Annotated in this window: 21 protein-coding genes and 1 tRNA gene; 12 read left to right on the top strand and 10 right to left on the bottom strand. The window is 60.1% G+C overall.

Going from position 1 to position 19,799, the window contains the following annotated elements:
- Positions 1-166 precede the first annotated feature (166 nt).
- The 3 genes from FHT97_RS15060 to FHT97_RS15050 all read left to right on the top strand — a co-directional run bounded on the left by FHT97_RS15060 (position 167) and on the right by FHT97_RS15050 (position 3,453).
- Positions 167-973 (top strand): MerR family transcriptional regulator, encoded by an 807-nt coding sequence (locus FHT97_RS15060; protein WP_183753750.1) that lies wholly within the window; start codon positions 167-169, stop codon positions 971-973.
- A 74-nt stretch (positions 974-1,047) separates the two neighbouring features.
- Positions 1,048-1,674, top strand: coding sequence for a ribonuclease D (locus tag FHT97_RS15055; protein WP_183863267.1), 627 nt, complete (start codon positions 1,048-1,050; stop codon positions 1,672-1,674).
- 294 nt (positions 1,675-1,968) lie between these two features.
- Positions 1,969-3,453 carry a hypothetical protein gene (locus tag FHT97_RS15050; protein ID WP_259126345.1) on the top strand — a complete coding sequence of 495 codons (1,485 nt, stop codon included), beginning with the start codon at positions 1,969-1,971 and terminating at the stop codon, positions 3,451-3,453.
- An 89-nt stretch (positions 3,454-3,542) separates the two neighbouring features.
- Here the strand turns inward: FHT97_RS15050 and rpsA are convergent, their stop codons facing one another.
- The 3 genes from rpsA to FHT97_RS15035 all read right to left on the bottom strand — a co-directional run bounded on the left by rpsA (position 3,543) and on the right by FHT97_RS15035 (position 6,711).
- Positions 3,543-5,246 (bottom strand): 30S ribosomal protein S1, encoded by a 1,704-nt coding sequence (gene rpsA, locus FHT97_RS15045; RefSeq protein ID WP_114710594.1) that lies wholly within the window; start codon positions 5,244-5,246, stop codon positions 3,543-3,545.
- A 167-nt stretch (positions 5,247-5,413) separates the two neighbouring features.
- The gene (gene cmk / locus FHT97_RS15040) at positions 5,414-6,061 is read right to left on the bottom strand and encodes a (d)CMP kinase (RefSeq protein ID WP_183863263.1); all 648 of its coding nucleotides are present in this window, start codon (positions 6,059-6,061) and stop codon (positions 5,414-5,416) included.
- Positions 6,062-6,069: 8 nt separating this feature from the next.
- Complete coding sequence (locus FHT97_RS15035) at positions 6,070-6,711, bottom strand: FMN-binding negative transcriptional regulator (RefSeq protein WP_183863261.1); 642 nt, start codon at positions 6,709-6,711, stop codon at positions 6,070-6,072.
- Positions 6,712-6,949: 238 nt separating this feature from the next.
- On the opposite strand from FHT97_RS15035, the gene FHT97_RS15030 reads away from it, so the two are divergent.
- The 5 genes from FHT97_RS15030 to FHT97_RS15010 all read left to right on the top strand — a co-directional run bounded on the left by FHT97_RS15030 (position 6,950) and on the right by FHT97_RS15010 (position 9,781).
- Positions 6,950-7,336 (top strand): TIGR02300 family protein, encoded by a 387-nt coding sequence (locus FHT97_RS15030; protein ID WP_007798949.1) that lies wholly within the window; start codon positions 6,950-6,952, stop codon positions 7,334-7,336.
- Positions 7,337-7,485: 149 nt separating this feature from the next.
- Positions 7,486-7,561, top strand: a tRNA-Ala gene (locus tag FHT97_RS15025).
- Positions 7,562-7,822: 261 nt separating this feature from the next.
- Positions 7,823-8,116: a hypothetical protein gene (locus FHT97_RS15020; RefSeq protein WP_183863259.1), complete on the top strand. Its 294-nt coding sequence runs from the start codon at positions 7,823-7,825 to the stop codon at positions 8,114-8,116.
- A gap of 103 nt (positions 8,117-8,219) precedes the next feature.
- A complete protein-coding gene (locus tag FHT97_RS15015; protein WP_183753761.1) occupies positions 8,220-8,942 on the top strand; it encodes a YoaK family protein in 723 nt (240 codons plus the stop codon).
- Positions 8,943-8,995: 53 nt separating this feature from the next.
- On the top strand, positions 8,996-9,781 hold the full coding sequence (locus FHT97_RS15010) for a YdcF family protein (protein WP_183863257.1): 786 nt from the start codon (positions 8,996-8,998) through the stop codon (positions 9,779-9,781).
- Positions 9,782-9,786: 5 nt separating this feature from the next.
- On the opposite strand, the gene FHT97_RS15005 is transcribed toward FHT97_RS15010, so the two are convergent.
- The gene (locus FHT97_RS15005; protein WP_183863255.1) at positions 9,787-10,269 is read right to left on the bottom strand and encodes a hypothetical protein; all 483 of its coding nucleotides are present in this window, start codon (positions 10,267-10,269) and stop codon (positions 9,787-9,789) included.
- A gap of 123 nt (positions 10,270-10,392) precedes the next feature.
- Between FHT97_RS15005 and FHT97_RS15000 the strand changes: the two genes are divergently transcribed.
- A complete protein-coding gene (locus FHT97_RS15000) occupies positions 10,393-11,028 on the top strand; it encodes a trimeric intracellular cation channel family protein (RefSeq protein ID WP_114710541.1) in 636 nt (211 codons plus the stop codon).
- Between the two features lie 2 nt (positions 11,029-11,030).
- Here FHT97_RS15000 and irrA read toward each other — a convergent pair whose 3' ends face one another.
- The gene (gene irrA, locus FHT97_RS14995) at positions 11,031-11,450 is read right to left on the bottom strand and encodes an iron response transcriptional regulator IrrA (protein ID WP_016552233.1); all 420 of its coding nucleotides are present in this window, start codon (positions 11,448-11,450) and stop codon (positions 11,031-11,033) included.
- 303 nt (positions 11,451-11,753) lie between these two features.
- On the opposite strand from irrA, the gene fabA reads away from it, so the two are divergent.
- Genes fabA through fabI form a run of 3 tightly spaced genes read left to right on the top strand, consistent with a single transcriptional unit; the run spans position 11,754 to position 14,362 of the window.
- Positions 11,754-12,269 carry a 3-hydroxyacyl-[acyl-carrier-protein] dehydratase FabA gene (fabA, locus tag FHT97_RS14990; RefSeq protein WP_016552232.1) on the top strand — a complete coding sequence of 172 codons (516 nt, stop codon included), beginning with the start codon at positions 11,754-11,756 and terminating at the stop codon, positions 12,267-12,269.
- A gap of 58 nt (positions 12,270-12,327) precedes the next feature.
- A complete protein-coding gene (gene fabB, locus FHT97_RS14985; protein ID WP_183863253.1) occupies positions 12,328-13,551 on the top strand; it encodes a beta-ketoacyl-ACP synthase I in 1,224 nt (407 codons plus the stop codon).
- 4 nt (positions 13,552-13,555) lie between these two features.
- A complete protein-coding gene (gene fabI / locus FHT97_RS14980) occupies positions 13,556-14,362 on the top strand; it encodes an enoyl-ACP reductase FabI (RefSeq protein WP_183753764.1) in 807 nt (268 codons plus the stop codon).
- 46 nt (positions 14,363-14,408) lie between these two features.
- Here fabI and FHT97_RS14975 read toward each other — a convergent pair whose 3' ends face one another.
- The 5 genes from FHT97_RS14975 to FHT97_RS14955 form a co-directional block, all read right to left on the bottom strand.
- Positions 14,409-14,816, bottom strand: coding sequence for an ester cyclase (locus FHT97_RS14975; RefSeq protein WP_183863251.1), 408 nt, complete (start codon positions 14,814-14,816; stop codon positions 14,409-14,411).
- A gap of 72 nt (positions 14,817-14,888) precedes the next feature.
- Positions 14,889-15,905 carry a class I SAM-dependent methyltransferase gene (locus tag FHT97_RS14970; protein WP_183753766.1) on the bottom strand — a complete coding sequence of 339 codons (1,017 nt, stop codon included), beginning with the start codon at positions 15,903-15,905 and terminating at the stop codon, positions 14,889-14,891.
- Between the two features lie 72 nt (positions 15,906-15,977).
- Entirely contained in the window at positions 15,978-18,128 is a 2,151-nt protein-coding gene (gene pnp / locus FHT97_RS14965; RefSeq protein WP_183863249.1) for a polyribonucleotide nucleotidyltransferase, read from the bottom strand.
- Positions 18,129-18,445: 317 nt separating this feature from the next.
- On the bottom strand, positions 18,446-18,715 hold the full coding sequence (rpsO, locus tag FHT97_RS14960) for a 30S ribosomal protein S15 (protein WP_016552226.1): 270 nt from the start codon (positions 18,713-18,715) through the stop codon (positions 18,446-18,448).
- A 157-nt stretch (positions 18,716-18,872) separates the two neighbouring features.
- Positions 18,873-19,724 (bottom strand): alpha/beta hydrolase, encoded by an 852-nt coding sequence (locus tag FHT97_RS14955; protein ID WP_183863247.1) that lies wholly within the window; start codon positions 19,722-19,724, stop codon positions 18,873-18,875.
- Positions 19,725-19,799: the final 75 nt, after the last annotated feature.

Below are 19,799 nucleotides of genomic sequence, written 5' to 3'. Positions count from 1 at the left end.
TTGCATAACTTCTGCAAGACATGTAAAAAATTCCTACATTTTTCCTGCAAGAAATCAAGCGGCATTTTGTGCTTCAAACCGACGTCGTTTTCGGCGATGGTCGCGCAAGAAAAGAAGAGCCGGAGACGGCCTCAAGAAAACAAAACGAACCGGGAATAATTGGCTTATGAGCAACGGGACGTCGGTGCGCTACAAGGTAGCGGAGGCGGCAAAATCAGCGGGCGTTTCCGCGTCCACACTGCGCCTTTGGGAAAGCCAGGGGCTTGTCGTTCCGGATCGGTCGGAGACCGGGCACAGGCAATACACCACTGAAGACGTCGCGCGGATAAAAAAGATAGCCTGGTATCGAACTGAACGCGGGCTCAACCCGGCCGCCATCCGCGAAGCGCTGGAAAGCGAAGAGCCATCGGAAAGCTCCGATTCGGCGGACACGTCTGATCTTGGGCGCCGGCTGCGGAGCCTGCGGCATGGCGCGGGGAAGACATTGGATCAGGTCGCAGGCGACGTCGGCATTGCTGCATCGACGCTGTCGACCCTCGAGCGCACATCGCAGGGCGTGAGCTTCAAAACGCTGCACGACCTTGCCGAATATTACGGCACCACAGTTTCCCGTCTCTCCGGCGAGGAACGAGACGACATGCCCGAGGTGGTTCGCGCAGGCGCCTGGCACACGTGGCCCGAAACGACACCTGGCGTCACGGTTCAGCTTCTCGCCGAGGGCCGTACGATGATGGATTGCCACCGTTTTGTGCTCGCGCCCGGCGCGGCAAGTGAAGGCGCCTATCGGCACGAAGGCGAGGAGTTTATGCACGTGCTCTCGGGGCGGCTGGAACTGGTGCTCGATTCCGATCAGTTCTTCGATCTCGGACCCGGCGACTCGCTCTACTTCGAAAGCCGCCGCTACCATTCCTGGCGGAACCGTCACGACGGCGAAACCATTCTTATATGGATCAACACGCCGCCGACATTCTAAGCCTTGGCGGTATCGTCCACGATGGCTTTGCGCTATAGCGCCAGAAGTGACAGTTTGAGTGAGAGACGAGATCGATGGCAGCCACCATACGTTTCCATGAGGGTGATATCTCTGCAGCGGATGCCGCGCGCTACACCGGAGCTATTGCGATCGATACAGAAACTCTCGGCCTCGTGCCGCGCCGCGACCGGCTATGCCTTGTGCAGCTCTCGCCGGGCGACGGTTCGGCTGACGTAATCCGCATCGCTGCCGGCCAGAAGGACGCACCGAACCTGATTGCGATGCTGGCGGATCCTTCCCGCCAAAAGATCTTCCACTATGGCCGCTTCGACATCGCCGTTCTGTTCCATACATTCGGCGTCACTACGCAGCCGGTCTTTTGCACGAAGATCGCCTCGCGCCTCAGCCGCACCTATACCGACCGGCATGGCCTGAAGGACAATCTCAAGGAAATGCTTGAGGTTGATATTTCCAAGGCACAGCAGTCTTCCGACTGGGCCGCCGCGACCTTGTCGCAGGCGCAGTTGGAATATGCCGCCTCCGATGTGCTTTACCTGCATGCCCTGCGTGACAAGCTGACCGAACGGCTCGTGCGTGATGGCCGCATGGATCACGCCAAAGCCTGCTTCGAATTCCTCCCTACCCGCGCCAAGCTTGATCTGCTCGGCTGGGAAGAAGCTGACATCTTCGCGCACAGCTAAGATATTTCTGGCTTTTTTGACAGATGGGACCGGCGCGGCCCAGCCGTGCACCGATCATTAGCGATTCGTTAACCGCCGCGTCGTTAAATTCTTTACCACTTTTTATGCATTCGACGGCGCGATGGAGCGCCACGTCGCGCAGATAGGACTGCCGGGGAATGCGACGGGCCGGATGAGCGCGGCCTTCTTGTAACCTGCTTTCACCGCACTTTACGAAAGAAGGAGCATGACATGTTGACTCCGGTTCGTTCAGCGTCAAATACGAGTTTATCCTCCCAAGGCCAGACGGCCGCCGTGAGCGGCGACGTCCTGGTGCGCGCTTCGAGCGCTGTTGCGCCGGTCCACCAGGTTCAGAGCGCGGATCTCAATTCGTCTGTTGCCGGCAAACTCAACATCCTCCTGCTGGCCGTGCGTGCCCGCATGGTCGATGCCCTCCTTGATGTGCTGAATGCGACCAGCGAGGCGGTTTCAATCCCGCGGGAGGAAGATGAACCCGATCTGGCCTTTGCGTCCCGCCTGGCGGCCGCGATTCAGAAGTTGCCGCCCGCAAAAATCGAACAGCTCGAGCGTCAGCTTGCAATGCAAGGCCACGCAGTCCCGCTTCGGTTGTTGGCCGAGGCACTGCGGAACCCGGCCGGACCGGAAGCCGCCCGCATCGCCACCTATCTCGAAACCATTCGGTACAAGGATCGCGATCTGGCGACCCGCGCCGTCGTTCGCTCATACGGCCAGAACGATGCGTCGCCGCCGCGTCAGGAGCAGCGAGGCGAAATCAGCATCCATCGGGACAATCTCACTGTAGCGCCGGGAGCTCCTGTCACGACGAAGCGGGAGCCAGAGGCTCCGCGACAGACGGCGCTCGTTGCCGCCGCCTACCTCGATGCAGACAGCGCGCCGGTTCAACCCATTGAACATTCCGCGGACAAACCGATCACCAAACCGGCTGTCGAGGCGACGGTCGAAGAAGCGTTGCCCGAGATCGGCGAAGTCTTGGATGAAAGCATCGCATCCGGGGAGAAAGTCGAGCCGGCGCAGGAAGCCGCACAGGCAGGCACGCACGACCCCGTATCCAAAGGCGATCCCATCATTCCGAAGAGTTGGGCGGCGATACCCGCGTCGCTCTCGGATGATACGACAAAGCTGATCGTGACAATCATTCGGGACCAGGAAGCCGAAGCTTTGCTCGAGGTCGCCGATCCTGATCCTGCAGTCGAAATCGACATCATCCTCGATGAGACGATCCTTGCCGATCTGCCGGAAGAGTTGATTGCGCTGCATGATCGCGCCCCGTCCCTACCGGAAGGCGTGGCGCGCCAATCGCCGCTTGTCCCCGAACAGCCGGTTAGCGAAGCAGCTGCCACAACTGCGAAAAAGCATCCTGCTCCGGAAATCTCACCGCCCTTGATCGTACAGCAGGCCATCGACGAAACCTATGCGCCGGTACTGATGAAAATCGTCGAAGGCGTGCCCTACGCGATGCAGCCCTACGATTTCTCAAAGGACGAGGCCGACGATAGCGGCGCCCGCGAGATGCATCGCCAGGATCACAATGGCGGCGAGTCGTCGGAGGAGGAGGATGCGGAGAAGCAAGGCGAGCCGTCGAACGAGGAGCCGACGGGTGTTGTGATCGACGACGAGGCCGCCGCTGCCTTGGCCGCCCGAGAAAGCGCGATCAAGGCCGGGACACCGCCGCACCGGCCGGCACCGCCGCTGCCGATGGCAGCGGCAAACGCGGACGACGCCTATATGCTCTACCGGCGCAAGGTCGACTGGGAATAGCGCGCACACTTGCATGGGCAGCGCAAATGCAAAGAACCCGCCGGATCGCTCCGGCGGGTTCTTTTATTCTTCAAGCCTGAGGCTGGCGATTATTCGCCGCCGCGGTTCTTCAGAGCCGCGCCGAGGATGTCGCCGAGCGAAGCGCCGCTGTCGGACGAACCGAACTGAGCAACAGCTTCCTTCTCTTCCGCGATTTCCAGAGCCTTGATGGACAGCATGATCTTGCGGTCCTTCTTGGAGAAGTTGGTGACGCGGGCGTCAACAACCTGGCCAACCGAGAAGCGTTCCGGACGCTGCTCGTCGCGGTCGCGCGACAGGTCTGCACGGCGGATGAACGAGGTGATGTCTTCGTGGTCGACGAGCTTCACTTCGATGCCGCCATCGTTGACTGCGATGACTTCGCAGGAAACGACTGCATTCTTGCGCAGGTCGCCCGAAGCTGCTGCTTCGCCGACAGCGTCCTTGCCGAGCTGCTTGATGCCGAGCGAGATGCGCTCCTTTTCGACGTCAACATCGAGAACGACAGCCTTGACGACGTCACCCTTGTTGAACTCTTCGATGACCTGTTCGCCCGGACGGTTCCAGTCGAGGTCGGAGAGGTGCACCATGCCGTCAACATCGCCGTCGAGGCCGATGAACAGGCCGAACTCGGTCTTGTTCTTGACTTCGCCTTCGACTTCAGTGCCAGCCGGATGGTTGCGAGCGAATGCTGCCCACGGATTTTCCAGGGTCTGCTTCAGGCCGAGCGAAATACGACGCTTGGACGGATCGACTTCGAGAACGACGACTTCGACTTCCTGGCTCGTGGACAGGATCTTGCCGGGGTGTACGTTCTTCTTGGTCCAGGACATTTCCGAGATGTGGATCAGGCCTTCGATGCCCGGCTCCAGTTCGACGAACGCACCGTAGTCGGTGATGTTCGTGACGGTACCGGAGATCTTCTTGCCTTCCGGATACTTGGCCTGGATGCCATCCCACGGATCCGACTCGAGCTGCTTCATGCCGAGCGAGATGCGGTGGGTTTCCTGGTTGATACGGATGATCTGTACCTTGACCTGCTGGCCAATGGACAGGATTTCCGACGGATGGTTCACACGGCGCCATGCCATGTCGGTGACGTGCAGCAGGCCGTCGATGCCGCCGAGGTCAACGAACGCACCGTAATCGGTGATGTTCTTGACGACGCCGTCAACAACCTGGCCTTCTTCGAGGTTCTGAACGATTTCAGAACGCTGCTCGGCACGGGATTCTTCCAGAACCGTACGACGCGATACGACGATGTTGCCGCGACGCTTGTCCATCTTGAGGATTTCGAAGGGCTGCGGGTTGTGCATCAGCGGGGTAACGTCGCGGATCGGACGGATGTCGACCTGCGAACGCGGCAGGAAGGCAATCGCGCCGTCGAGGTCAACCGTGAAGCCGCCCTTGACCTGGTTGAAGATAACGCCTTCAACGCGCTCACCAGCTTCGAACTTGGCTTCGAGCTTGACCCAGCTTTCTTCGCGGCGAGCCTTTTCGCGCGACAGAACAGCTTCGCCGAGCGCGTTTTCGATACGCTCAACGTAAACTTCGACTTCGTCGCCGACCTTGAGAGTGCCGTCCTTGGCCTTGGCGCCGAATTCCTTGAGGAGGATGCGACCTTCGACCTTGAGGCCGACGTCGACAACCGCGGAGTCCTTCTCGATTGCCGTTACGATGCCCTTGGTGACATAGCCTTCGGCCAGGTCGTGCTTGGCAAAGGACTCTTCGAGAAGGGCCGCGAAATCTTCGCGAGAGGGAGTAGCTACTGACATGAAATCTCCTGCATATCCGGATCCGGATACGTGTGCGCCGGTTGGTTCGTGTTGAACGGGCCTGAACCCAGTCCGCCTCCTCTCGGGAAGCAATCCGGCGCTTGGACGGAATTTCAGGCTTAGTCTTCAAAAGCGACCCAGACACGGCCCGGGCAAATCGCTCGAATTCAGATATTTCGGCTCAAAGCTGCATCGATGATCGATTTCGCAGCTTGAAACGCGGCCTCTATACTCATTTCCGACGTATCAAGCAAGTGCGCGTCGTCGGCTGGTTTCAAAGGGCTATCAGCCCGTCCCATGTCGCGTTCGTCGCGGCGCTTGACGTCGTCGAAAATGGCATCGAAATCGGCAATTCCTCCCTTGCCTTTTATTTCGTCGTAGCGGCGCTTGGCCCGAACCTCGGGACTTGCAGTTACATAAAGCTTCACCGGCGCTGCCGGGCAAACGACGGTGCCAATGTCACGGCCGTCGAGCACCGTACCAGGCGCCTTTTCCGAAAACCGCCGCTGCGCATCCACCAGTGCACGCCGCACGCCAGGCATCACCGCGATCTTCGAGGCGGCCTCGCCGATCTCGTGTTTCGAGAGTATATCGCGATCGAGACCCGCCAGTTCAACATCGCGGGCCATCTTTTCTGCCACCGCCTCGTCGTCGAGTGTGAGGCCGGCATCGAGCAGGGCCTTTGCCGTCGCGCGGTAAGTCAGCCCCGTGTCGAGATGGTGAAAGCCGTAGGTCTCGGCGATCTTGCGCGAAAGTGTCCCCTTGCCGGCGGCTGCGGGTCCATCGATGGCGATCGTGAACTGTTTGATGGTCATCTGTCCGTTCATTTCTCTGTCAATCCGCCGTAGCGACGGACGAGATCGACCATGTCTTCCTGACCGGACTTTTCGCCGAGACCGGCAACAACACCTTCGCGATCGGCAACGGGCCGATTCTGGCTGACCTTCCACTTGCCTTCGATCGCGGCAATCTCGATTTCGACGCCGATGATGCCTTTCATCTGCGCGCGGATGAAATCATCCGGCGCATCGCCCACTGCCCAGGGCCTGTCGCGCGGCCCTTCCTGTTGCGTGGTGATCGCGTTGATCTGCCGGAGCAGCCAATCCGCATCGTCGATGACGCGCGCCTTGCCCCTCGCTTGTACGATCGTGTAGTTCCAGGTCGGCACGACTTTGCCGGTCTCCTGCTTGGCCTGGTACCAGGACGGCGTAATGTACGCATCAGCACCCTGGAAGACGGCGAGCACATCGGCGCCAGCCTCGATATCGCGCCACTGCGTATTGGCCTTGGCGAGGTGGAGACGCAGCGTCCCCTTTTCGGAGGCTGCGGAATCGAGAAGGAAAGGCACCGAATTCGCCATCAAACCCGACGCGCCTGCCGTAATCAGCATGCCGAGCGGATGCGCCCGGATCAGGGCGTGCTGGACGCCCAGGTCTTCCTCGCGAAAATGCGGTGGCTGGTACATTCCTTGGCACCCATTCAGCAGCCGGCGACAAGCCGATCTGCCCCGAAAATGAACAATCGCCGGCTCAGTACCACAACTGGCGGCACCGGTCATCCGGCTTGCATCAGCGATGCTTGAAGTTAGGCTTTGACATGCCGAGCTGCAACGATTATGGGGACCGGCTTATAAATTCCGAATAGAACGCCGGTTTTCACGGCATTTGCCGAATCTTGATTCGGCCATTCTCACGAGGCTAACAGTGGCGAAAGCTGAACTTGGAACGAAGCGTACCGATCCGGAAACCGGCAAGAAGTTCTACGACCTGAACCGGGATCCGATTGTTTCCCCCTATACGGGCAAGTCCTATCCCCTCTCCTTCTTCGAGGAAACCTCCGCTGCAGCGGCTGCCGAAGCCCAGGATGAAGAAGAGGTCGCGGAAGTCGATACCGAAAGCACGGAAGTCGAACTGGTTTCGCTCGAGGACGCCGATGAAGGCGCATCCGGCGACGACATCCCAGACATGGGCGACGACGACGTCGAAATCGAAGGCGACGACGACGACACCTTCCTCGAAGCTGACGAAGATGACGACGATGACGACATGAGCGACATCATCGGCGTCACCGGCGACGAAGACGAAGTCTGATCTGATTAAGTGTCGGCCCGGACGAGAAAATTTCGCCGGGCCGATTTTTTTGGCTTGCTATCTCCAAAAACCGGAAGTAAGAAGCCGCCACTCCGCGAGGCAAGCGCTTCGCGAAGCATCCCAGGGCCGGCTCGCCGGACTGCCTTGATGGGGCTATAGCTCAGCTGGGAGAGCGCTTGCATGGCATGCAAGAGGTCAGCGGTTCGATCCCGCTTAGCTCCACCAAATCTTCCTCGCAGATCGTGCTCACCGTCTTATTGCATTGAAATGCTTACGCTCCAACGTTCTGCCTACAAAGGGCCGCGGCAAATCCCTCTCGGTTCCCGGCACTCAGCATCCTATCTGAATGGATAGGCTGTCCATACGCACGTGGGATTCATTTCGCAGAGCGACCATGGTCTTCTAACCGGGTGTTCGAAGGTCCCTGCGCCACCACCGAATTTCGCACAGAAGCCTAGCGATGTTGGCAAGCTGGAGGATTTTGCCATGGAAGCCCCGAGGTACAGCCTGCACAAGAACCTCAACATCTACTGGACGGTGTTTGACGACATGACCGGGAAAAAGGCCGCGCTCGACGGGTTTTTCATGGATATGGTGAGCATCGACGAGGGCCGCGAATTGGTAGGGATGCTGAACCGTCGGGGGAGCGAAGACGATTCCCCTCCTGACGCCTACCTCGCAGCTCTCACCGGCTTGAGCTGGCCGACGCACCATCAGGATCTGATAGGCCAGCGTTACGCGGTGAGCACGCCGGACTTCGCCGCAGTCACGATCAACTGACAGTTTGCCGACTTGCTTTGCACGCCGAGGCTTTGCCAAATTTTTAGCAACGGCGACTATGGTTTCCATGCCGACTTCCCCGGCGGACTGGAGCCTTGGTTCAATGACACGAGAAAGACGGCGGCGGCTGATCCATGCGCGTAGAACGGCAACGGGCCTGACGCTTGCCGGCGCGATCTCGTTTTTGGCAGGCATGACGGATGCCACCGGCCTCGCGCTGACGGGAGACTTCGTGTCGTTCATGACGGGGAACACGACGCGGGCTGCCTTGTCGCTTGGCGACGGCAATTTGCGACATGCAATTGTCCTTCTCTCGGCGATCATGGTCTTTGTGCTTGGAAACGCCGTCGGCATCGTGATCGCACACTTTGCAGACCGTCGTACGTTTGCCGTCTTGTCATGCGTCAGCATCGCGCTGGCAACGGCTTCGTTGATGGCAGGAGATAGCCTGGCGATGCCGCGCTTCTATCTCATCGTTGCCTCCATGGGGATGGTGAACGCGGCGGTCGAGCAGATCGAAGGGCTGCCGATCGGTCTCACCTATGTCACCGGAGCCCTCTCGCGCTTCGGACGCGGCCTTGGACGCTGGATCGTCGGCGACGACAGAATGGATTGGACCATCCAGATCGTGCCATGGGTCGGCATGCTGGGCGGGGCTATTGTTGGAGCGCTGTTGGCGCAAATCGCCGGGGCAGCGGCGTTGTGGCTGATAGCCGTTTTTGCGATGTTGGTTGCGCTTGCTACCCTTTTGATTCCGAAACGCACCCAACGCCGGTTCAACGCTGCGTCGCGCTCGTCAAAGCAGACGAAATCGCGGTCGCAATAAAGCTCCACCGAATCAGATAGAGAGCACCAGGAAACCGCTAGAGGAAGTCATCCTTGTTTCTCTTTTCGAAGCTCGTCTGGGTGTTCGGCCAACCCTTGTCGCTCGCTTTTCTCTTCGTCGCGCTTGCCTTGGTGGCGGGTGTTGTCCGCTGGCGCGCGACAAGCTTCATTTCAACAGCGATTGCGGGCCTCATCCTGTTCATCACCCTCTACACGACCGTCGGCAACTACCTGCTACAGGGCCTCGAGGATCGGTTTCTGAAGCCGCAGGATCCGGCAAGCCTGCAGTGCATGATCGTACTCGGCGGCGCGTTCGAGAATGAGGTCAATACCGCCCGCCACGGCATCGAACTCAATGCCGGCGCCGATCGCTTCGTCGAGGCGATGCGCCTGGCACAGAAATATCCGCAGGCCCGCATCCTGATTTCAGGCGGCGATGGATCGATCTCCGGTATCTATGAAGGCGACGCGGCGATATCGGCGCGCTTCTTCCCAATGTTCGGCATCAGCAGAGACCGGCTGGTCGAAGAAACGACGTCACGCACGACCTTCGAAAACGCAGTGAACACCAAGGAGCTTCTGGCGAGCCAAGGTCTTTCGAACTGTCTGCTGATCACCTCCGGCTACCATATGCCGCGATCGGTCGGCATCTTCCGCAAGCTTGGGATCGACGTCGTGCCGTGGCCGACGGACTACCGCACCGACGGGCGAGAAAGCCTTGGCCTCGACTTCACGCAGCCGAGCCGGAATTCCCAGAACCTGGCAACAGCAATCCGCGAGTGGTTCGGGCTGGTCGGCTACTATCTCGCCGGCCGCACTTCAGAGCTCTATCCGGGCTGAACCAGCTATTTCTTCGAGATCGTCACGAACTTGGTCCCGCGCACACGGGCCGTGACGACACAGGGCTCCTTTGTCTTGTCGGCATCCGGGCGATCACAGAAGCGCGGGTGCATTTTCATCGCCAGCACCATGTTGCCGAAGCGCTTCACGAAGTCGTATCCGTAGACTTGGGCGGTCGCGATCATGAAATAGCCGCCCTCTGCGACCTGTAGATAGAAATTGTAGGTGCAGCCGTCGTCGTTGCACTGCGGACCCTTCTCGCCGTCGCACGTCAACTCGCCCTCATTGACCACAGCGTCGATCAGGCCGTCATTGTTGATATCCTGGCGGATGACGAAGCCTTCCGAAAAGTCGGCTTTGGTACACTGTTCCTGGAAGTGCTTCTTCTCGTAGATCTCGGGGTCCGAGATAAGCGATTGCTGGGCAAACGCCACAACCGGGGTAACGAGCAGCACAGCAATGTTCAAAGCGATCAGGAGCGTTTTCACGAAGGGTTTCTCTTTTGGTCGGATAAGGGCGCTGTTGGCCACGCAGTTTGCTTGATCCGCCTTGCGCCGCCCTTGCGGCCGTGATTCATTTCGGAGAGATACGCGTCGGCCCTGGAGGACTGCATGCCGCTGTTCGTCTACCTGGATTATGCCGGCGTTGCGCTCTTTGCGGCAACGGGCGCGCTCGCAGCCTCGCGCAAGCAGCTCGACCTGATCGGTTTTCTCTTTTTTGCGATCGTCACCGGCACCGGCGGCGGCACGGTGCGCGACATTGTGCTCGGCCGCGTGCCGGTATTCTGGGTTCTGAACCCGACCTATGTCCTTGTCTGCTGCGCCGTCGGCCTCCTGGTGTTCTTTACCGCCCACCTTGTCGAGTCGCGCTATCGGCTGCTGATCTGGCTGGATGCCGTCGGGCTCTCCGCCTATTGCGTCATGGGTGCCGCGAAGGGCCTTGCTGCTACCGGCTCACCAACGATCGGCATCGTCACGGGCACACTGACGGCAACGTTTGGCGGCATCCTGCGCGATCTTCTCGCAAATGAGCCATCGGTTCTGTTACGGCCAGAAATCTATATCACCGCAGCGCTTGTGGGCGGCGGCATATTCACGGGCGCGAATGCACTTGATCTGCCGCTTTATGCGGCTTCCGCAGTTGGTGTCAGCGCTGCATTCCTGGTGCGTGGCGGCGCGCTGTATTTCGGCTGGACCTTTCCAACCTACAAGGCAAAGCCTGGTCGTCACCCTGATGACGTGATGTGAGATCAGCGCTGTTTGGGGCGAAGGCGGATCACCACGTCGACATGGGAGATTTCGAGGCCTGGCGGCGGCTCCGGCAGATTGCCGATCGTCAGGTTGCTGACCGGAATATCGAGCACATCGTTTTCGCCTTCGATGAAGAAGTGGTGATGGTCTGAGACGTTTGTGTCGAAATAGGTCTTGGCGCTTTCGACCGCGAGAACACGGATCATCCCGGCCTCGGTGAACTGGTGCAGCGTATTGTAGACTGTCGCCAATGACACCGGTACGCCCGCGTGCACGGCTTCCTCGTGGAGTTCTTCGACCGTCAGATGTCGATCGCCCTTGGCAAAGAGGAGGTCACCGAGCGCGACGCGCTGGCGCGTCGGACGAAGGCCGGCGTGTCTCAGCCGTGCCTCAATGGTAAGCGGGGCCTCTGCCACCATCCAACGAACTCCAGTTAATCTAGCGTCAAGCAATCAGGTTTCATTAGCCATATAACTTTTGCGCAAAAGCGTTTCAATAGTTTCAATGGGGACAAAGCGAGTGAAAGCGCCGCAAAATCGGGCTTTTGGCGCAATTAGTGCTGGCCGGGGGCTTGGCCTTCCTGTATGCGACCACCAAATAAGGCGCGCAGCCGGTCCTCCGAAGGTGGGTGAAGCTCAGTCATGCTTATGCTTCATTTTCCGCTGAACTTGGACTAAACGTTCACATCCATCGGCATAGTTGCGGGGGGAATAAGAGTTTTCATGGCGACGAAACAATCCAGCTTCAACTACGAGGAAATTCTGGCCTGCGGCCGCGGCGAACTGTTCGGTCCGGGTAACGCACAGCTTCCCCTCCCGCCGATGTTGATGGTTCATCGCATTACCGACATTTCCGAAACCGGCGGGGCCTTCGACAAGGGCTATATCCGCGCCGAGTACGACGTGAAGCCGGACGACTGGTATTTCCCCTGCCACTTCCAGGGCAACCCGATCATGCCGGGATGCCTCGGCCTCGACGGCATGTGGCAGCTGACCGGCTTCTTCCTCGGCTGGCTGGGCGAGCCCGGTCGCGGCATGGCGCTCTCGACCGGCGAAGTGAAGTTCAAGGGCATGATCCGCCCGACCACGAAACTGCTCGAGTACGGCATCGATTTCAAGCGCGTCATGCGCGGCCGCCTGGTGCTCGGCACTGCCGACGGCTGGTTGAAGGCTGACGGCGAAACCATCTACCAGGCCACCGACCTGCGCGTCGGCCTGTCCAAGGACAAAGAAGCCTGATTGCACCGGGCATAGTTGCCCGGTTTCCAAGTTAGAAAAAACGAAAAGGTCGAAACACATGAGACGGGTAGTTGTTACGGGTCTGGGTGTTGTCTCCTCGATCGGCAATGATGCCGCCGAGGTCACTGCGTCGCTGCGCGATGCCAAGTCCGGCATTTCCTTCTCCAACGATTTTGCCGAACACGGCTTCAAGTGCCAGGTGTGGGGCCGCCCCTCGCTGGATCCGACCGATCTGGTCGATCGCCGCGCCATGCGCTTCCTTTCCCAGGGCGGCGCCTGGAACCACGTCGCGATGAAGCAGGCGCTCGCCGATTCCGGTCTTGAGGAAAAGGACTACAGCGAGAACGAGCGCACCGGCATCATCATGGGCTCGGGTGGCCCTTCGACCCGCACGCTGATCGAAGCCGCTGAGATCACCATCAAGAACAACAGCCCGAAGCGCATCGGCCCGTTTGCCGTGCCGAAGGCGATGTCTTCGACGGCGTCCGCCACGCTCGCCACTTGGTTCAAGATCCACGGCGTCAACTATTCGATCTCGTCGGCCTGCTCGACCTCGGCGCACTGCATTGGCAACGCTGCCGAAATGATCCAGTGGGGCAAGCAGGACGTGATGTTTGCCGGCGGTCACGAAGACCTCGACTGGACGATGTCGAACCTCTTCGACGCCATGGGCGCCATGTCCTCCAAGTACAACGACACGCCGGCAACGGCTTCGCGTGCCTATGACGTCAGCCGTGACGGCTTCGTCATCGCCGGCGGCGCTGGCGTTCTGGTTCTCGAAGAGCTGGAGCACGCCAAGGCCCGCGGCGCCAAGATCTACGCTGAAATCGTCGGCTACGGCGCGACCTCCGACGGTTACGACATGGTCGCTCCGTCGGGCGAAGGCGCGATCCGCTGCATGCGTCAGGCGCTTTCGACGGTGAAGGGCGATGTAGACTACGTCAACACCCACGGCACCTCGACGCCTGTCGGCGACAGCAAGGAAATCGGTGCGATCCGCGAAGTGTTCGGCTCCAAGATGCCGCACATCCAGTCGACCAAGTCGCTGACCGGCCACTCGCTCGGCGCTGCCGGCGTGCAGGAATCGATTTACTCACTCTTGATGATGCAGGCCGGCTTCATCGGCGAAAGCGCCCATATCACCGAGCTCGACCCCGAATTCGATGGCGTGCCGATCGTGCGCAAGCGCATCGACAATGCCAAGATCGACATCGCGCTTTCCAACTCCTTCGGCTTCGGCGGCACCAACGCCACGCTCGTCTTCCAGCGCTATAACGGATAATAATATGACGGGAATTATGCAGGGTAAGCGCGGGCTTATCATGGGCGTTGCGAACAACCATTCGATCGCCTGGGGAATTTCGAAGGCGCTGGCAGCACAGGGTGCAGAGCTTGCCTTTACCTATCAGGGTGATGCACTCGGCAAGCGGGTCAAGCCGCTCGCAGCTGAAGTCGGATCCGAATTTGTTCTGCCGTGCGACGTCGAGGACATCGCTTCGGTCGACGCCACGGTTGAAGCTATCAAGGAGCGCTGGGGCACGCTGGATTTCGTCGTACATGCCATCGGCTTCTCCGACAAGAATGAGCTGAAGGGCCTTTACGCCGACACCACGCGCGACAATTTCAGCCGCACGATGGTCATTTCCTGTTTCTCGTTCACCGAGATCGCCAAGCGCCTGGCGCCGCTGATGAACGAAGGCGGATCGATGTTGACGCTGACCTATAACGGCTCGACGCGCGTCATCCCGAACTACAACGTCATGGGCGTTGCCAAGGCCGCTCTCGAGGCCTCCGTGCGTTATCTGGCCGCCGACTACGGTCCGCGTGGTATTCGCGTCAACGCGATCTCAGCCGGCCCGATCCGCACGCTGGCTGGCGCCGGTATCTCGGATGCCCGCGCCATCCTGTCGTGGAACCAGCAGAACTCGCCGCTGCGCAAGACCGTGACTATCGACCACGTCGGTAATTCGGCCCTCTACCTGCTCTCCGATATGGCAGCAGGCGTCACCGGTGAAATCCACTTCGTCGATGCCGGCTTCAACATCACCTCGATGCCGGCGCTTGAGGCGCTACGCAAGGCAGACGTGGAGTAAGACAAAAAGCCGGGCTCGAGCCCGGCTTTTCCTTTCTGCGCATCGGCTAGTGATGCACGACCTGCCGAAGGATGGCGGCTGAGTCCCTGGCGCCCCAACGCGTCGTAATCTTTCCGTTTTCGATGACGAACCATTCCATCGCGGTGACGTCATAGCTCTTACCGGTCGGATCGTGACCCACGAGGCCGCGAAAGAAGCCGGAATAGCGCCCGGTCTCCCTGTACCGGACGACGACATTCTGCCCCTCGGCAGCGATATCGAGGATCTCAAGGTTTATGTTCATGCCGTCGTGAAGCTCGTGCCAGATCGGCTCGACATCATCGAGGCCACCATATCCCAGAACGCCGTAGATCCGCGCGTCCGCGGTAAACAAGTCGCGCAACGCCACCATGTCGAAGCGATTGAACGCCTCGACATAGGCTCTGACGATGTCCTTGTTGGCTTCCGTTTCCATGGCTTCCCCTCCCGCTTGTAAGCTCGTGGGGGCAACTCTAACAGATCCGCGAAGGCCGGCTATGCGAGGTGACTACTTCTTTGCCCACAAGACCTTGAAACGGGCGTTCCTGCAGGTTTCGCCGCTTTCCTTGAAGTTCGCGGCCAGCACAGGCTCGTAAGGCAGTCCGCGATTGGCGACCAGCAGCAGGCGACCACCGCCACGCAGCGCCGAGGCGGCTGTCTTGATCATCGCCTGGCCGAGCGATGGCTCCGCCGCATGGCCTTCGTGGAAGGGCGGATTCATGATGACGAGATCGTACTTGTCCTTGACCGGTTCGCCGGCCAGATCGTGCCAAAAGAAGCGCGCAGGCACGTCGGGGCAGTTCTCCTCCAGATTGGCCTTTGCCGCTTCCAGAGCGGCGTAGTTGGCTTCGTAGAGGTCAAGACGGCTGACGCCCGGAGACCGCTCTGCCAATTCGACGGAGAGATACCCCCAACCAGCGCCGAAATCGGCGACGTCACCGGTAAAATCGGCGGGCAGACGCGAGGCGAGCAATTCCGAGCCATCATCGACACGGTCGTGCGAGAACATGCCAGCTGCAGCCAGGAAACGGCCATCCACGCGCACGGACGGCTTGGAAAGCTTGCTGACGACCTCGCTGACGTCGGCCGGCCGTGCGAACCACAGCGCCACGCCGTGATATTTGGGCATGTGTTCGATCTCAAGGCCGAACCCCTCCATGCGCTTGCGAAGCGACTGGATGCCATCCTCCTTGCCGCCGGCGATGACAATCAAGCCGCCCGCCTTCAAGCGCTGAAGCGCAGTGGCGATGTTGGCCTCGTTCTCGCCCTTGTGCTTGTTGCAGAGAACCAGCGCGGCATCGTAGTCCTCGCCTTCGATCTCAGGCGTGGTTTCGATGCGCTGGGAGAGTAGCTGTCGGTACAGCGGCCGGAAGCCCTGTACGGCGCTCAGCGAGGCGGCAAAGCCCTCTGGCACAGCGAAGCCTGCCTCAGCGCCAAGGAAGAGTACGCGTTCGCCCTCGCCCGGCGCGTCGACGGTGCCGCTGGCAAAAGGATGGAACAGTGTCTTCAGTGTCTCGCGGCTCATGGTCTCTTCTCTTCGGATGCAAAAAGGGCGCGGGAAAACTCCCACGCCCTCAAACGGTTTGAAAGGCGCGGCTTACTCAGCCGCATCTTCCTTCTTCTTCTCAGCCTTCTCAGCAGCCGGAAGTTCCTGGCCGGTTGCCTGGTCGACAACCTTCATCGACAGGCGGACCTTGCCGCGCTCGTCGAAGCCGAGCAGCTTGACCCAGACCTTCTGCCCTTCCTTGACGACGTCCTGGGTCTTGGCAACGCGCTCGGAAGCGAGCTGCGAGATGTGGACGAGGCCGTCGCGGGCACCGAAGAAGTTGACGAAGGCGCCGAAGTCGGCGGTCTTGACGACCGTGCCTTCGTAGATCTGGCCAACTTCAGGCTCGGCAACGATCGAGTGAATCCACTTGCGGGCCGCTTCGATTTCCTTGCCAGACGAGGAAGCGATCTTCACCGTACCGTCGTCTTCGATGTTGATCTTGGCGCCGGTCTTTTCAACGATCTCGCGGATGATCTTGCCGCCGGAGCCGATGACTTCGCGGATCTTGTCGACCGGGATGTTCATGACTTCGATGCGCGGCGCGAATTCACCGAGCTGGCCGCGGCTCTCGGTGATGGCCTTGGCCATTTCGCCGAGGATGTGGGTGCGACCGCCCTGAGCCTGGCCGAGAGCGACCTTCATGATCTCTTCGGTGATACCCGCGATCTTGATGTCCATCTGCAGCGAGGTGATGCCGTCGGCCGTGCCCGCAACCTTGAAGTCCATGTCGCCGAGGTGGTCTTCGTCGCCGAGGATGTCGGAGAGAACGGCGAAGCGGTCACCCTCGAGGATCAGGCCCATGGCGATACCGGCAACCGGCTTAGCCAAAGGAACGCCGGCGTCCATGAGAGCGAGCGAGGTGCCGCAGACGGTTGCCATCGAGGACGAGCCATTGGACTCGGTGATTTCGGAGACGACGCGCAGCGTGTAGGGGAACTGCTCGGCAGACGGCAGCATCGGGCGGATGGCGCGCCATGCGAGCTTGCCGTGACCGATTTCGCGGCGGCCCGGGGAGCCCATGCGGCCGGTTTCGCCAACGGAGTAGGGAGGGAAGTTGTAGTGGAGCAGGAAGCGCTCCTTGTACATGCCCGTCAGGCTGTCGACATACTGCTCGTCTTCGCCGGTGCCGAGCGTGGCAACGACGATCGCCTGGGTTTCACCGCGAGTGAAGAGTGCCGAACCGTGGGTGCGCGGCAGCAGGCCGACTTCCGAAACGATCGGACGAACGGTTTCGAGGTCGCGGCCGTCGATGCGGCTCTTGGTGTCGAGAATGTTCCAGCGAACGATCTTTGCCTGCAGGTGCTTGAAGATCGCGCCAACTTCTTCGGCCGTGTACTTGGTTTCGCCTTCTTCCGGAAGGAAGTGCGCCTTGACCTTCGCCTTGACGGCGTCGACGGCAGCGTAGCGTTCAGCCTTCTGTGTGTTCTTGTAGGCAGTGCGAAGCTCGGCTTCGAAATGCTTCAGCATCTCGCCTTCGAGTTCCGAATAGTCTTCCGGCTGGAAGTCGCGCGGCTCCTTGGCAGCCACTTCGGCGAGCTTGATGATCGCATCAAGAACCGGCTGGAAGCCACGGTGGCCGAACATGACGGCGCCGAGCATGACTTCCTCGTTGAGTTCCTTGGCTTCGGATTCAACCATCAGCACGGCGTCGTGCGTACCGGCGACGACGAGGTCGAGAACCGACTCTTCCATCTCGTCGAGATGCGGGTTCAGAACGTATTCGCCGTTGATGTAACCGACGCGCGCGCCACCGACCGGGCCCATGAAGGGAACGCCCGAGAGGGTGAGTGCCGCCGAGGTCGCAACCATCGACAGGATGTCGGGGTTGTTTTCCAGGTCATGCTGGATGACGGTGACAACGACCTGGGTGTCGTTCTTGTAGCCTTCCGGGAAGAGCGGGCGGATCGGGCGGTCGATCAGGCGGGAAACGAGGGTTTCGTTTTCCGAAGGACGGCCTTCGCGCTTGAAGTAGCCGCCGGGGATCTTGCCAGCTGCGTAGGTCTTTTCCTGGTAATTGACGGTCAGCGGGAAGAAGTCCTGGCCCGGCTTCGGCGCCTTGGCGGAAACGACGGTGGCGAGAACCACGGTTTCGCCGTAGGTCGCGAGAACGGCACCGTCAGCTTGACGGGCGATCTTGCCGGTTTCCAGCTTCAGCGGGCGGCCTGCCCACTCGATTTCCACACTATGAGTATCGAACATATGTCTTGTCCTTCAATGCGGGAACGCGCGCCTGCCCTCCAAGGCACGGCACACGGTCAACCGCAATCGGTGTGACACATCATGGGCAAGACAACGGGAGGCTTTGCATCAACGGTCCCGGAAGAGACCGGGCCAAAGCTCATCGAGCCCTGGCCGAAAGCATCCGGCAATCCTGCCCCATGACAGGTCAACGGTTGGTTTGGCAGAACCGGCCCATCCGGGTCTGCCGGGCAATCCGCCACGGGTGGCGGGTGGGGAAAGGTTCCCCGAAAAAAATCCGGCGGGCGTCCCAAGGGGGAGCGCCCGCCGAGAAATCATTAGCGGCGGATACCCAGGCTGCCGATCAGCTTGGTGTAGCGGCCTTCGTCCTTCTTCTTGAGGTAGTCAAGAAGCGAGCGGCGGCTGGAAACCATCGTCAGCAGACCACGGCGGGAATGATTATCCTTCTTGTGGTCCTTGAAGTGGCCGGTCAGGTTGTTGATACGCTCGGTCAGGATGGCAACCTGAACTTCCGGAGAACCGGTGTCGCCTTCGAACGTTGCGTATTCCTTGATGAGAGCCGTCTTGCGCTCAGCAGTAATCGACATCGGATGTTCCTTTCTATGAGAGGAGATTAGGTCGCCAAAAGCCGGGATGTCGTCCAGCTTTGGCCGCGAATGCATCCGGACAAAGCCCGATTGCTGGCGCTGCCTATAAACCAAATGCGTTGCAATGGAAAGAGGCATGCCACAGATGGCCGATTGGTCACTTTCCAGCCATGGCATCGCGGATCATGGCGTTGTAACCCTCTGGGTCCTGCAGCATGGCGAAATGGCTTGCGTCCTTCAGGATCACCAGCTTCGACCCCGGAATCTGCTTGGCCATCATCTCGGTATGGTCAACCTTGACGGCCTCGTCGTGATCGCCGATCGCCAGAGTAACGGGCACCTTGATCTTGCTGAGGTCGTCGGCTGTCCAGGCAGGCTGGCTTCCCCACATACCAGAGATCTGGGTGACGAAGGCATCATATTCGTTCGGCGTCGGCGACAGTCTCTTGTAGGTCTCGCCGGCCGCGTTGATATAGTCGCTGAAGGTCTTGTTGTTCATGACGTCGGCCTTGACGCCGTCGGTCGTGACGTTTGCCGCCTGCGCGACCACGCGCGTCAGCTTCTCAGGGTTCTTCATCGCCATGTCGATGCCGATGATGCCGCCATCCGACCATCCGACCAGCGTCACCTTGTCGAGCTTCAGATAATCCAGCAATGCGACGTAGTCCGAGGTCATCAGGTCATAGCCGAACGGCTGCTGGCTGCGCGTCGAGCGGCCATGTCCCCGGCTATCGGCGACGATTACCCGGTGGTCCCTGGCGAACTCAGCCACCTGATAGCCCCAGACATCCGCGCTGCCGAGTCCGCCGTGGATGAACAGCATCGGCTCACCCTCGCCGTATTCGGCGTAGTACATCTCGATGTCGTTGACGGGGGCCATGCCGCTTGTCTTAGGGGCCGGCATCGGCGGGAAGGCTGGCAACATCGCCCAGCGCTCTGCCGAGCACGCGTCGGCGGCTATCAAAACCGCCGAGAAGAACATCAGGATGCCGGCTGCAAGTCTGCGCATGACTGTCTCCCTGATCCGAAGGGCTCCGCGGCCCGGATCAGGGAAACATATCTCAATGGCAAAGGCTGACAACTG

The organism is Rhizobium sp. BK399, assembly GCF_014194695.1.
In the GTDB taxonomy this organism is placed as follows: Bacteria; Pseudomonadota; Alphaproteobacteria; order Rhizobiales; family Rhizobiaceae; genus Rhizobium.
This window is presented reverse-complemented; position numbering and strand designations above follow the sequence as displayed.